General features: G+C 43.2%; 10 protein-coding genes and 2 pseudogenes. 4 read left to right on the forward strand and 8 right to left on the reverse strand.

Annotated features, from left to right (window positions below):
• Positions 1–80: 80 nt before the first annotated feature.
• From LC065_RS08545 to LC065_RS08565, 6 genes and pseudogenes are all read right to left on the reverse strand, one after another.
• A pseudogene (locus LC065_RS08545) lies at positions 81–1,280 on the reverse strand (M14 family zinc carboxypeptidase).
• 13 nt (positions 1,281–1,293) lie between these two features.
• On the reverse strand, positions 1,294–2,334 hold the full coding sequence (locus tag LC065_RS20475) for a M4 family metallopeptidase (protein WP_371933423.1): 1,041 nt from the start codon (positions 2,332–2,334) through the stop codon (positions 1,294–1,296).
• Between the two features lie 36 nt (positions 2,335–2,370).
• Complete coding sequence (locus tag LC065_RS20480) at positions 2,371–2,994, reverse strand: hypothetical protein (RefSeq protein WP_371933424.1); 624 nt, start codon at positions 2,992–2,994, stop codon at positions 2,371–2,373.
• A gap of 385 nt (positions 2,995–3,379) precedes the next feature.
• Positions 3,380–4,498 carry an alanine racemase gene (gene alr, locus LC065_RS08555; RefSeq protein ID WP_226592198.1) on the reverse strand — a complete coding sequence of 373 codons (1,119 nt, stop codon included), beginning with the start codon at positions 4,496–4,498 and terminating at the stop codon, positions 3,380–3,382.
• A gap of 59 nt (positions 4,499–4,557) precedes the next feature.
• Positions 4,558–5,688, reverse strand: coding sequence for an alanine dehydrogenase (gene ald, locus LC065_RS08560; RefSeq protein WP_226592196.1), 1,131 nt, complete (start codon positions 5,686–5,688; stop codon positions 4,558–4,560).
• A gap of 106 nt (positions 5,689–5,794) precedes the next feature.
• The gene (locus LC065_RS08565) at positions 5,795–7,045 is read right to left on the reverse strand and encodes a PucR family transcriptional regulator (protein ID WP_226592193.1); all 1,251 of its coding nucleotides are present in this window, start codon (positions 7,043–7,045) and stop codon (positions 5,795–5,797) included.
• 453 nt (positions 7,046–7,498) lie between these two features.
• Here LC065_RS08565 and glaH point away from each other — a divergent pair.
• Both glaH and lhgO read left to right on the forward strand, forming a co-directional pair.
• A pseudogene (gene glaH, locus LC065_RS08570) lies at positions 7,499–8,435 on the forward strand (glutarate dioxygenase GlaH).
• A 14-nt stretch (positions 8,436–8,449) separates the two neighbouring features.
• Positions 8,450–9,655: an L-2-hydroxyglutarate oxidase gene (gene lhgO / locus LC065_RS08575; protein ID WP_306163893.1), complete on the forward strand. Its 1,206-nt coding sequence runs from the start codon at positions 8,450–8,452 to the stop codon at positions 9,653–9,655.
• Between the two features lie 31 nt (positions 9,656–9,686).
• Here lhgO and LC065_RS08580 read toward each other — a convergent pair whose 3' ends face one another.
• Positions 9,687–9,992 (reverse strand): DUF3870 domain-containing protein, encoded by a 306-nt coding sequence (locus tag LC065_RS08580; RefSeq protein WP_220584246.1) that lies wholly within the window; start codon positions 9,990–9,992, stop codon positions 9,687–9,689.
• A 25-nt stretch (positions 9,993–10,017) separates the two neighbouring features.
• Entirely contained in the window at positions 10,018–10,998 is a 981-nt protein-coding gene (locus tag LC065_RS08585) for a DctP family TRAP transporter solute-binding subunit (RefSeq protein WP_226592187.1), read from the reverse strand.
• Between the two features lie 156 nt (positions 10,999–11,154).
• Between LC065_RS08585 and LC065_RS08590 the strand changes: the two genes are divergently transcribed.
• Together LC065_RS08590 and LC065_RS08595 are read left to right on the forward strand one after the other, a co-directional pair.
• Complete coding sequence (locus LC065_RS08590) at positions 11,155–12,792, forward strand: ATP-binding protein (protein WP_226592185.1); 1,638 nt, start codon at positions 11,155–11,157, stop codon at positions 12,790–12,792.
• Positions 12,752–13,444 (forward strand): response regulator, encoded by a 693-nt coding sequence (locus tag LC065_RS08595; protein ID WP_226592183.1) that lies wholly within the window; start codon positions 12,752–12,754, stop codon positions 13,442–13,444. The genes LC065_RS08590 and LC065_RS08595 overlap by 41 nt, the downstream gene beginning before the upstream one ends.
• Positions 13,445–13,481: the final 37 nt, after the last annotated feature.

A 13,481-nucleotide genomic window follows, 5' to 3' on the forward strand; every position in this document is an offset into this window, starting at 1 on the left:
GATCACTCACCCGTGAAGCTTTTTATGAAACTCGTACTTATAAAAAATGTGGGAAGCCGGTTAGGGCTTCCCACATTTTTTTACAAGCTTGGACTATAAGCGGTTTTGGGGATCTCTTCGTAATCTTCAGGGGTTACATCTTCAACTTTGTCTTCCGCTACACCTTCAATAATTCCTCTCAGACCTGTTTCCACAGCTTTCACAAGCATTCCTTTTTTCTTCTGCCCCAGGCTCTGCGTTTGACCCGTCACTTCAAAAAGGACAGTACCGCTTCCGTTAAGGGCAAAAGAACCTAATGCTGTACCAGGAAGGTCCAGCCCTTGTCTGTAAAGGGTGATGTTGTCAAATGGTGAGTTCCCCATTTCTTGCAGCGCATCGTAGGCAGCGATATTCAACTGGCGGGAATAATCGAAATCATAGTGATCTGCATACTCAGAGTACTTCGATCCTTCTTCTGAGTTTGGATCAGGTACGAATTGGCCGGATAGTGACAACGTGACGGGATCACTTGTGCCATCTACATAATAGAGGCCCTGGTGGTGGAGGTCTATGAAAACATCGACCGTTCCGAATTCATCCTGCAAGTTTTTATAGACATCACGGACGGTTTGGGCTTCAGGAGTGACGTACCAACCGGCTGTGATGAAGAACCTGGCACATCTTCCGCTTCTGGCACATAATCCAAATCAGGATTGAAGTCGCGGTTCACATCAAATCCTGGTTTGGCAGTGTAATCATCCCCCTGGATTGTGCGATCGGTATAGTAATTCCATGTCGGTCCACCGGCATCAGCCAGTTGTGGGAAGTCTTCGACGACTTCTGCCCCAGGACATGTCATTTCCACGCCTGTCCAGCTCTGAAGCATCCGGGTTCATTTTGGGAAGAGTAACAAGTGTCACTTCTTCTCTGATCTTTTGGGCGTGAGGAGAATTGCTTGAACCCAAATAGCTTAATAGATTCAGAATGGCTTCGGTTCCTGTTTTTTCATTGCCGTGGATTTCACTTTCGATAAGAATGACTTTATCGCCGTGACCTACACGAGCTTGATAGATATCCAATCCGTTATTGGATTGACCGACGACGTCGACTTTTACAGTTCCTTGACTGGATTTTTCAATCTGCTCTAATTTTTTGGTCAACTGACCATAGTCTGTCCAACCGGAGCTGTTGTAGGTTTGCTGCTCGGGTGTACCGGGGTGGTTTCCGGCTGCAAATGTTGGGATGGCCACACTGGAAGCCAATACGATAGAACTAGCAACAGCAAATACTTGTTTTTTCATAGACGATCCCTCCTTATTCTGTGATTCCTACTTGATTGAATCCATCTTCTGTAGCTTGAGCTTCTTCACTATTTTCACCATAGAGGTCAACAGCGGATTGGATAAGTGATTCTCTAGCGTGGCTGAAGTCTGATTCCGGCTGCAAGTAGACAGTCAAAGCACGGTAATAGATTTGGCCGAGTTTTTCTTTTCCAATCTGTTCACCTGTGATGTATGCTGCATGGTTGATGATGGACGAGTTGATATGGACACCACCATTATCTAAATTCAAAGGCAGGTCATAAAATTCATCCATGTGGGAAGGATACATGCCGTTGCCGTCTCCATATGGAGCGTATTTTGAGCCGACAGGATATTTGCTGGGATCACTCAAACTTCTTAAGGATGTTCGTCCGGAAGCAATCGCGTCCTCCGCCATGATGTCTTCACCAATTTCCCAATCTTCCTCATCAACAATTGCTCCAAAAATATCAGAGAAAGCTTCGTTTAAAGCTCCGGATTGGAAGCGGTATTTAAGATTTGCTGAGTTGGTCGTTACTCCGTGGGTCATTTCGTGTGCAGCAACATCAAGACCAGCGGATAGAGGAATAAAGAACTCACCATCTCCGTCACCATACGTCATTTGCTGGCCGTTCCAGAAGGCGTTGTTATAATCCTGGCCAAAGTGGACCGTCGACTTGATGGCCATTCCTTCCCCGTCGATGGAGTTGCGGTCATGTTCTTCTAAATAGTACTCGTACACTTTTTCAGAGTTGTAATGGGCATCAACGGCTGGTTTTTCATAATCATCTGTAAAGGCCGCGTCACGTGAAGAGAATAGTTTGTCTTGTAAGGCCGCGTAGTTCCAGCTGTTCTGTGCATCGTATGTGTATATACCGTCTAGATTTTCATGGGATTTATCATACAGGTAAAAGTCCGTTCCGTTCGCTTCCACACCTTCTTCGTTGCTGTGGGTTATGTGAAGGTTACGGTGGTCGCCCAGTACACCAGTTCCAGATCCTTTAGAAGATTGATATCCATCGGCGTGCATGATCGCATTATATTTGTCAATCACTTCACCAGTGTTGGCGTCAACATAAACGAACCAGTTTCATGGATTTTCTCCAAGGAAGTTTACATTTACTTTGTAAGCGAGGTGATTTTCATCTTGAAACGGATAGATGACAAGATTGGATGATGGAGATTCCACGAGTTGTTCTGGAGCTTTTACAGCGTCCTTGGCTATTTCCAACCCTTTAGCATCGCTTAATGATGCTTCAGTAGAAATATCTGTTTGTTCGATCGTTTCGTTAAATTGACCGTTTACGGTTTGGACTTGGTTTTCTTTATCGTAATGGACCGTCACTTGGTGGCCTTCTACAGGTACGCCATTCTTTTCCTGCTGAAGCTTGACGTGAGTCATTCCCAGGTCGTCTTTCGTAACTTCTGCGTTACCTAGACTATTTTCAGGATCATTCATTTTATAATTTTCCTTATTCTTGTTCAGGTGTGCTTTTGCAGAGGCCTCGTTGGCTTTTGTGTACTTTTCTCTCTGTTTTTCCTGTACAAAGAATGGACGATTGTCTATATCCTTATGTACACTGCTTTGCTGGATCTGCGCGTGGACACTAGGAGTTGCATTTTCACTAATTGCATAGGACTGCGTGGGGGCTACGGTCCCCATTAATAGTGCGGATGATAATACGGCCATTGGAATGACATGCTTTTTCTTCATAACCAACCTCCTTGTAATAATGTATCCAATTATAGGTAATATAGGATAAAGTATACAGAGTAGATTGAACTGTTTGTATATTCTGAAAATAATGTCGAATAGAAGTTCAGTATAAGACTTTAATCACGGTTCTTAGACACAATTACCGTCACACGAACTTTTCGAGTTGCGAAATAAATTCCAACTATTGAACTAATAAAGAAGAAGTAAGGAGAATTTTTGTGTGGCAGAAGAATTGGAAATGGAATTGGGATTTTCTGTATGACCTGGTACGTTAAAATATGGAAGGTAAGAGAAGCTCTTAAAATGGTGGATAAATAAAGGTCACCCTTGATGTAAATAATTGGGTGACTTGGTCTGTGAATGTGGAAATGATTAGGATTAATCAAACGTATTTTCTTGGTATGCGTTTGCCGATTTGGCAGGTGAGTTCGTAATGGATGGTGTTGAGCTGGTCAGCGATTTCTTGAAGGGGGATGTGACCTTCTGTTGATTCGCCGAAGATGGTGAATTCAGTCTTTTCGCGAACTTCACCGACAGATGTAATGTCCACCATGGTTTGATCCATACACACTTTCCCCACAATCGGCGCTCTCTTCCCGTTGACGACAATCTCTCCTTGATTTGAAAGGGAGCGGGGGAGGCCGTCTCCATAACCGATGGGAACAGTGGCTACTTTTATCGGGTTGTCAGGGTCGTAGGATCTTCCATAACTGATCGGTTCTCCGGGGTGGACGGTTTTTACCATGACGGGTTTTGTTCTTAAACTCATCACTTGATGGAGAGGAATCGATTCCTGCATGTGCTCACCAGGGTAAAGACCATACAAGCTTACACCCACTCGAACCATATCCATGTGCATATGTGGGAAGCTAATGGTGGCCGCACTGTTGCAGCAGTGCTTGGTTGGAATCGTCCCATGAGCCTTTTCCACTTCTTCTACGACAGATAAAAAGTGATCAAATTGTTGCTCTGTATAGGCAGGGTCTTCATTATCTGCATCAGAGAAATGAGTGAAAATCCCTTCCACTTGTACAAGTGGCGAGGCATGTTGTTCTAAAAGCTGGATGATATCCACAGATCTTTTGAGACCAATCCGGTGCATCCCACTATCGACTTTGATATGTATGATCATAGAACGCTGCCGCTGCTCAGTTTCATGCACAATTTCCTTTAAGACATCTTCCGTGAAAACCGTCAACGTAATGTCATGGTTCATAGCATCCTGAACGGCTGCTCTCGGCGTGTAGCCAAAAACGAGAATAGGGAGTTTGATTCCTGCTTTTCTTAACTCCATAGCTTCTTCAATAATGGCGACCCCCAAGCGGTTCGCTCCAGCCTCAATCATGACTTCTGCACACTCTAAAAGGCCGTGGCCGTAGGCATCTGCTTTGACTACTGCCATCAATTCACAGTTATTATCGATATGCTCTTTAAATGCTTTTACATTGTCCGTGAGAGCATTTAGGGAAACTTCTGCCCATGTCGGCCGATAGCTGGTCATGGTGATTCTCTCCTCTCTATGAAAAAAGCTCCCCCATTAATATGGAGGAGCCTGTTGTTTTATACGCGTGCCAAAGACTGAAGAGCTTCTTGTACAGGTTTGTAATCATAGCCAAGATCACGAGCAACCGCTTCATAAGTCAGGTGGCCATTGGCTGTGTTAACTCCTGCTTCAATCGCTTTATTATCTTCCACTGCTTTGTTAACACCTTTGGAAGCAATCTGCAAAGCATAAGGAATTGTTACGTTTGTAAGAGCGATCGTCGATGTACGTGGGACAGCTCCTGGGATGTTTGCGACCGCATAATGAAGGACGCCGTGTTTTTCATAAATTGGATCATCGTGTGTCGTGATGTGATCAACCGTTTCGAAGTTTCCACCCTGGTCGATGGCGACATCAACGATGACAGATCCGTCTTTCATTTCTTTGACCATGTCTTCCGTTACAAGTTTCGGTGCTTTTGCTCCTGGAATCAGAACAGCTCCGATTACGAGGTCAGCTTCTTTGACTGCTTCCGCAATGTTGAACGGGTTGGACATCATGGTTTGAATGTCTTTGCCAAACTGATCATCCAGCTCACGAAGGCGATTCGGGTTCAAGTCCAATACGGTTACGTGAGCACCAAGGCCGATCGCAATTTTCGCTGCGTTCGTACCCACGATGCCTCCACCGATGATAACGACTTTCCCACGGGAAACGCCAGGAACACCGCTTAACAAGATTCCTTTACCACCGAAGGATTTTTCAAGGTATTGAGCTCCGACTTGTGTCGCCATACGTCCAGCCACTTCACTCATTGGAGTAAGAAGAGGAAGTTTGTTATCAACAGCCACCGTTTCATAGGCAATGGAAGTGACTTCGTTTTCAACTAATGCTTTTGTTAGTTCAGGTTCCGCTGCAAGGTGAAGGTATGTGAAAAGAATAAGTCCTTTACGGAAGTATCCATATTCAGATGGTAGTGGTTCTTTTACTTTCATTACCATTTCTGAATTCGACCAAATATCGGAAGCGGTTTCAACAATCTCAGCACCAGCATCACGATATTCTTCGTCGGTAAAATTACTTCCTGTACCGGCTTGGGTTTCGATGCGGATCGTGTGTCCGGCTTTCATGAGATTGATGACACCTGAAGGCGTAATCGCTACGCGGTTTTCATTATTTTTAATTTCTTTTGGAATTCCGATAATCATGGGGAACGTCCACCTTTCAAATTGAATGTAAGAAAAGTATAGCTCGCCTGCGTTCTTTTTTTGTTTAGGTGAAAGTGAAAAAATAAACAGGGGGATTTGTGAAAAATCACAAATCCTCCTGTTCGTTCTCGTGGATCAGTAAATCCAGGTAGAGCATCGTCTTCTGATTCATATCTTTAAAATCGACATTGCCAATTTCTTTAATCCGTTTCAATCGATAATTCAGCGTGTTGGTATGAATGTGCATGTGCGCGGCTGCCTGGTGGACATTGCTATTTTTCTCAAGAAAAACCTTTAATGTCTCAAGCAACATGGAATTGTTCCGTTCATCGTATGCTTTGATATTGGTCAGGGCATCGTTTTTGTAGTTTTCCCGTTTTTGAAGAGCCGACAGTTCGTTAAGGAATTGATAGACACCAAGGTCCTGATAGTTGTCGACGTTCTGAAGTCCTGTGGAATACTGTTCTTTTAATTCCAATACTTTTAACGCTTGTTTATAGCTGTCGCTGATTAATGTCGGGGAGTCATAGATCAGACCGAAAGCCCCTTTTAAATCTTCAAAATGAAGACGTTCCTTCATCTTTTGGGTAAATTCACGAATGAACGCCTGATTCATTTCATTCGCATCTTCCTTATTATCTGTACGGACAAGAAGAATGAGCTGCTGATCATCAAAAATACGGTTTACGATCCGGGTTTGATGAAGGGTTTCTGTTAAGTAATAGGCGTGACGTTCCACGGCCTGACTCATTTCTTCCGTAAATTCGAACACAGCTACGCAAAGCTGACCCTGCAGATTCATATGAAACTTCTTGGCCAGTCGTTTGATCTCTGCCTGGTTTTGGAGAGAGCCTGTCAGCAGCTGCCAGAAAAACTCTTTGCGGTTTTCTTCGGTCTTTTTCTTTTTCGCCTGCTGTCTCAACAAATGATGGCTGACCCACTGGGCGGCTTCTTTCATCTCATCTAAATGTTTAGCTGTTACGGAGAGGTCGTTCGTCTGGGCCCAGATAAAACCAAGAATTTCATTGTTCTTGCGGACAGAGACAGCTAACCTGTGACCGAGTCCAATGGAGTCAATCGTTTTGACAATGAGCGGCTGATCGCTTTCGAAAAGTTTGGCCATGATGCCTTGTTTCCATAAGCCATTGATGACATGCTCGGGCACTTTCCGTCGCATAATGGTTGCCGTTCTTGCTTCATCCACGTTTTTCTCATGTTTGCTGTAAGAGACGATGCGGTGATTGGCATCTTCAATGGTCACCGGACATCCTAAGGTTTCCGCGATGCTGTCAGCAAGCCCCTCGGGGGAATCGATGTAATCTTTATATGAATAGTTCGAGTGTGATGAATGGTTCATAGCGGTACTCCTTATGGTGTGAATACCTATATATTATCATTGATTCTCTTATAGAAACATCCATTTTCCAATTGAATAGTTTGTTCAATTTAACCAATACTGGGAAGGAATTCTTTGATTTAGCCAAGAAACGAAAGCGCATTTATGTTGGGTTGATTTTACTTATTTCATAAAAAGCTTTAACTCTTTGAAGATTAACTCATGCTGTTTTTTATTGACAGAATTGTCAAATAAGTTTAAGGTGATTGGAGAAAGTAATCCCTCAAAAAGGTAACCCCTTTTGATTCAGGATTACTAGAACGCAGCTAATCATTTGAACTGTTAAGACTGTTATAACCTCTAATGCCAAAGAGGTATTCTCGCAGTAAGAAGCCAGTTCTTCCCTATTAGGGGAGGACTGGCTTTTTTTCGTAATCAGTTCATAAACAATCAAAAATTTTGGAGGGATTTTTTATGAGTATGGTTGAGACGAAAAAGCATCCGGAACAAGTATGGACAGGTCATGGGTATCGTATAGAGACTAACAAGGAACATCCTCGATTGTATAAAGTAGAATTGGAGCCATGGGTGGTACAGCAATTTTTGGTAGACGTCAAAGACATCAGTGATGAACAACTGGACTATATTCCTTATCAGCGTCTTATGGTTGCAAAAGCTCTTCAAGACTTACTGGATGAATCATTCGGTGAAACCATTCGCCATATTCTTCATGATCGTTTATCCGGCGGCTTCACGGTCGGTCTGGGAGGGGAAAATGCAGATGCCCAGGATTATGTGAAGTTTTCAACTGCTTTTTCTCACCTGGCAGGTATTCCTAACTTTGATGCCATGTCGAAAAAAGTATTACGCCCGATTCTCTGTGAAACATACGGACGACAGTGATTCCTATCTTCGTCAAGCTTACCGAAGGTTCACGTTGCATACGGATGGGACCTATGTGGACGAACCAACGGACTGGCTGCTTATGATGAAAATGGAAGAGGAGAACGCGGTTGGAGGAAGCTCGAGACTTCTTCACTTGGATGAGTGGGAGGATTTTGAATACTTCTCCAATCATTCGTTAGCTTCTTATCCTTTTACTTATAAAGCCCCTGCAAGCAAGAACGTTTCTGAAGAGGTTACCAGGAAGACATTTTATACGTGGAACAACCTCCCTTGTATTTGTTTCATCGATCAATTTGTTTATCCTCAAACGATTACACAAGCTGAATACTTACAGGAGCTTTCCCATTCAATGGAACAATCCAAAGGAGTGATCGAGTTGGAACTCCCTGTAGGGGATCTCGTTATGTTGAACAATCGTTTTTGGCTTCACGGTCGAGGGGCTTTCGAACAGAATACAGAGCTTCATAGAGAGTTGCTCCGTCAAAGAGGTCGATTTATTCAATAACGGGAGGTTTTGGAATGTATGATTATGCTGTCATCGGCGGCGGGATTGTCGGATTGTCGACTGCTCATGCCATTAAGAAAAAAGATCCAGACGCAAGAGTTGCTGTCATTGATAAAGAAAAAAGTATATCCATCCATCAAACCGGCCGAAATAGTGGAGTGATTCATTCTGGTGTCTATTATAAGCCTGGTAGTTTGAAAGCAAGGATGGCTGTTCAAGGTCGCCAATCCATGGTGGACTTTTGTGAAAAAAACGATATTCCTCATGATGTATGTGGAAAAGTGCTCGTGGCCACTGAAAAAGAAGAGCTTCCACGTATGAAGGCCTTGTATGAAAGAGTCCAGGAGAATGGGTGGAATGTTACCAGGATCGACCGGGATGAATTAAAAGAAATAGAACCCTATGTCGATGGAATCGCCGGGCTTAGAGTACCGACCACCGGAATCGTTGATTATAAACAGGTGAGCCAGAAGTTAAAAGAACTACTGGAAGCGGCAGGGGTTGATATTTTACTCGGTCAACCGGTCCGGGACCTTCATGAGAACAAGGAAGAGGTAGTCATCGATCTTCCCGGCAAGAATGTACGGGCCAGGTATGTGGTGAACTGTGCAGGTTTGTTCAGTGATCGCATTGTTAAGATGGCGGGGATTCATAGTGAATTGAGGATTATTCCATTCCGTGGAGAGTATTTCAAATTAAAAGAAGAGAAAAGTCATCTCGTAAAAGGATTGATCTATCCAATTCCTAATCCGGATTTTCCTTTCCTTGGTGTCCATTTAACGAAAACGTTGGATGGAGGAGTCCATGCAGGTCCTAATGCTGTACTCACATTCAAGCGTGAAGGGTATAGGAAAACTGATTTTGACTGGAGAGACACGCGAGATATTCTATCTTTTCATGGCTTCTGGAAAATGGCTGGTTCCAATATGAAAGAAGGGATGAAGGAAATGGTACGTTCATTTCATAGAAAAAGTTTTGTCAAGAGCCTGCAGCGTCTCGTCCCTTCCATTGAGCCGGAAGATGTCCTTCCATCAGATGCTGGAGTGAGAGCACAGGCCATGTTGAAGGACGGAAAGCTCGTGGATGACTTTTATATCATTTCAGGAAAGAGGACCGTACACATTTGCAATGCCCCTTCTCCAGCAGCAACCGCATCACTGGAGATAGGCAAAGAGATTGCTGAGCGACTTCCTGAACGGTCGTATGCTATAGCAAAATAAGCAAAAAAAGGACCAGCATGTGCTGGTCCTTTTACATATGTTGGTGGTACTGTTTGTGTGCATCCTTCAGGGCGGCTTCAAGGGCGTTCCCGGCTTTCCCAAGATACCCTTTTCTTAATGTATTCAATGGTTCTTCGATTCCATCCTTTAAGCTGAACCCTTTTAATAATGATTTAATATAGCCTCTTCCGTGATCAGTAGCAAGCGTACAGGAGGCATCTACAATGACACCATATTTTTGATCGATTTCCAATGTTAAAGTAAGAGATTCAGAGATATGGTTGGCGGCAATACCCGTCGGTAATTTAGAATGACCAGCGACAAACACGGTTCTCATTTCATCTTCCTCCTCAAGTGTGAAGTTATTCTTCTTGTATTCGTTCTAGTTCTTCCATCAATGATTGGCTAATATCAGTATTTTGATAGATACTTTTAAACTTTTCTTTCCAAAGCTCTTTTTGTTCGCTACTTAAATAGTGAATCTCCATGAAGACCATTCGTTTCATTTGGCGGAGGTGTGAGTCATTCATTTCAATGGCATGTCTCCATATCCATGCGGTGGTCTCATCCAGTGCGTTCGTAATTATCATTTGATGCTCTTTTGAAAGCCCTTCCCAAAATTCGTTATTCATTAGGACAACATAGCCTAAGTAACCGTGGTTACTTATGGTCATATAATTCTGTTCTTCATACAATTTCTTAGAAAAAATATTGGAGGCTGTATTTTCTTGTCCATCGATAAAACCGACTTCCAAATTGCTGTACGTTTTATTGAAAGGAATCTCACTGGTGCTTGCGCCCAGCGATTTGAACTGGGATTGAATCATAGGACTTGGCATAATTCTAAAATGCGTCCGTTTGAAGTCTTCCGGTAAAAGCAATGGCTTTTTGTCGTTTGTGATTTGTTTGAATCCGTTATACCAATAGGTCATTCCTCTGATGTCACTGTCCAAACGATCGAATAACTGATCACCTAACTCTCCTTCATAAGCTTTCTTTACATCATCGAAAGTAGAGAACGCATAGGGGAGATCAAGAACCTGCCATCCAGGGTCATGGGCCGTCATTTTTGACGTAGCAGGAGCGATCATTTCGATATGTCCGTCTTTTAAGGCTGCATATTCGTTTTGATCATTATATAGACTGCCATTCGCATAGATTTCGACTTTGATTTCCCCGTTTGATCGTGTTTCGACAAGAGAAGCAAATTTTCTCGCTGCTCTCGCTTTGGGAGTGTTTTCGGCTACGACGTGGCTGAATTTTATAACAACTTCATCATTAATCCCTTCTTGTTCATCGTCATATTCAAGGGTCTCTGAGGCCTCACTGAAGTCAAAGCCCAAATAGAGGGCAGTTAAAATACCCGTGCAGATGAAGAGACTGATCGCTGTGAAGGTCTTCAGAAGAATCCCTCCTGGAATCGTTTACATCAGTTTACCATAGTTCGACAATTAAGTGATACACTAGAATGAAGAGAGGATAGAGGAAGGGGATGGACCATGTCACTGAAACATATGCCGATTCGTTGGAAGATTACTATTCTATCATTTGGAATCGTTCTTTTTTCTATCGTCATCGGTGGCATCGTCATTATAGGGAACACCATTGAATCCAGAGAGAAGTCCCTTGGAGAGCATGCCCTTGTAACGGGGCGCACAGTAGCCAATTTGCCAGCGTTAAAAAATCATTTATCCGAACCGGAAGGATGGGACGAAATTAATCCTGTGGTGGATAGGATTCGAACCATTAACAACTCTGATTACATTGTGGTGCTCAATATGAATCGTGTTCGTTTTTCTCATCCTATAGAAGATAAGCTTGGAACCCTTTCCTCAGGAAAGGATGAAGGACCCGCATTCGCCGAACACAGTTATACAACAAGAGCTCAAGGCGATGCCGGGGTAGCGGTCCGAGGTTTTGTACCCGTAATGAATGAAAATCACGAACAGATAGGAGTCGTGATTGTAGGAAATCTTCTACCATCGATCACTGAGATTTTATCAGATATGAAAAGGGAGATTTTTTTCATCCTGTTTCTGACTTCCTTGTTCGGAGTTATTGGTTCATGGTTACTTGCCAGACACCTTAAAGAGCAGACGTACCGATTAGAACCCTATGAAATTGTTCAATTGTTAGTAGAGCGAACCGCTACTTTTCAAGCCATGAATGAAGGAATCATTGCTGTAGATAAAGATAGTCAGATCACCATTATGAATGAAAAGGCGAAAGAGATTCTTGATCTGAAAGGAAATTACTTGAGCAAACCCATTCAACATGTGGTCCCGGAAATGCGGCTGCATCACGTCCTTACATCAGGAGAGACAGCGTTCAATGAGGAAATAAGGTATGGCAGTGCCATCCTATTCAATACGAGAGTTCCCATACGGGTGGATAAAGAAGTGATCGGGGCGGTCATGGTGTTTCAGGATCGTACCAATGTTACCAAACTTGCAGAAGAACTGACGGGCGTAAAAGCGTTTGTCGATGCCCTGCGTGTTCAAAACCATGAGCATTTAAACAAATTACATACAATTGCAGGATTAATTCAGCTTGATCAAAAGGAACAAGCCTTAAACTTTGTATTTGAAACATCAGAAAAGCATGAGAAGCTTTCCCGTATGCTGGTTCATAAATTCAAGGATTACAGCTTGGCGGGGTTATTGATTAGTAAAGTCAGCCGGGGCAGAGAACTTGGGATTGATGTGTCCATAGATGAGAATAGTACGTTGAAAAGTTATCCTCCATTATTGGACCAACACGATTTTGTCCTCATTGTCGGGAATCTCGTCGAAAATGCTTTTGATGCTCTGCATAGCATCCATCGAGAGGAGAAGTTGGTGAATGTGTCCATCTTACAGGATGGACATCAGTGTACCGTTATGGTTGAGGACAATGGGGAAGGGATATCGGAAGCACAGAAAGAGAGAATTTTTCAAAAAGGCTATTCAACGAAAGGAGATCAAGGGTCTGGCATTGGATTATATCTCGTGAAAAATATCGTAGATAAAGGATACGGAGAATTCGAAGTTGTCTCACAAATCGGGGAAGGTACAAGTTTTGTTATTGAATTCCCTATGGAAAAAGAGGAGGGACAGGATGAGGAAACAACGATCAGATATTCGCGTGTTATTGATTGAAGATGATCCTATGGTCCAGGAAGTGAACCGGCAATTCATCGAGAGGGTGGAAGGCTATCATGTCGTTGCGATCGCTTCTAATGGAGAAAAAGGATTGAAGCTTATCCGGGAACATCAACCTGACCTGGTCATTCTGGATATCTACATGCCTGCCCTGGATGGGAGGAAGACATTGCAGGAGCTTCGTCGTCTAGCGTTCGATGTAGAGGTTATGGTGATCACGGCGGCCAATGACAAAAGCATGATTCGTTCCATGTTTCAATATGGGGTGGTGGATTATATTATCAAGCCCTTCAAATTTGAACGATTGGAACGAGCTCTTCTCGATTATAAAAATTTCCGTACCCGTATGACAGGAGAAGGTGGGGTCGCTCAGGAACAGTTGGATACTTTATTCAACCATGCTCCATCATCAAAAGGAATGAATCACCTTCCTAAGGGATTGAATCAACAAACTTTAAACCAAATCTTAGATTATTTGAAACAGGATGCCGTTGCCTTATCCGCAGAAGAGGTAGCGGATGGGTTGGGAATGGCTCGGGTGACAGCAAGGAGATATTTAGACTATCTCCAAAAAAATGGACAGCTGAATATAGATATCCAGTACGGCGGGGTTGGCCGTCCAGTCAATCGTTACCAGGTGAAGCAATGAGGTTCTCTTATCAAAAATAGAGGCCTCTTTTTTTATG

The sequence above is a fragment of the Halobacillus litoralis genome (assembly GCF_020524085.2).
Taxonomy (GTDB): domain Bacteria; phylum Bacillota; class Bacilli; order Bacillales; family Halobacillaceae; genus Halobacillus; species Halobacillus litoralis_E.

Excerpts from the sequence above, each read along its gene's own strand:
- LC065_RS08580 (WP_220584246.1), bottom strand. The coding sequence starts at position 9,992 with ATGAGAACCGTGTTTGTCGCTGGTCATTCTAAATTACCGACGGGTATT.
- LC065_RS08590 (WP_226592185.1), top strand. The coding sequence starts at position 11,155 with ATGTCACTGAAACATATGCCGATTCGTTGGAAGATTACTATTCTATCA.
- LC065_RS08595 (WP_226592183.1), top strand. The coding sequence starts at position 12,752 with ATGAGGAAACAACGATCAGATATTCGCGTGTTATTGATTGAAGATGAT.
- LC065_RS20480 (WP_371933424.1), bottom strand. The coding sequence starts at position 2,994 with ATGAAGAAAAAGCATGTCATTCCAATGGCCGTATTATCATCCGCACTA.
- ald (WP_226592196.1), bottom strand. The coding sequence starts at position 5,688 with ATGATTATCGGAATTCCAAAAGAAATTAAAAATAATGAAAACCGCGTA.
- alr (WP_226592198.1), bottom strand. The coding sequence starts at position 4,498 with ATGACCAGCTATCGGCCGACATGGGCAGAAGTTTCCCTAAATGCTCTC.
- LC065_RS08565 (WP_226592193.1), bottom strand. The coding sequence starts at position 7,045 with ATGAACCATTCATCACACTCGAACTATTCATATAAAGATTACATCGAT.
- lhgO (WP_306163893.1), top strand. The coding sequence starts at position 8,450 with ATGTATGATTATGCTGTCATCGGCGGCGGGATTGTCGGATTGTCGACT.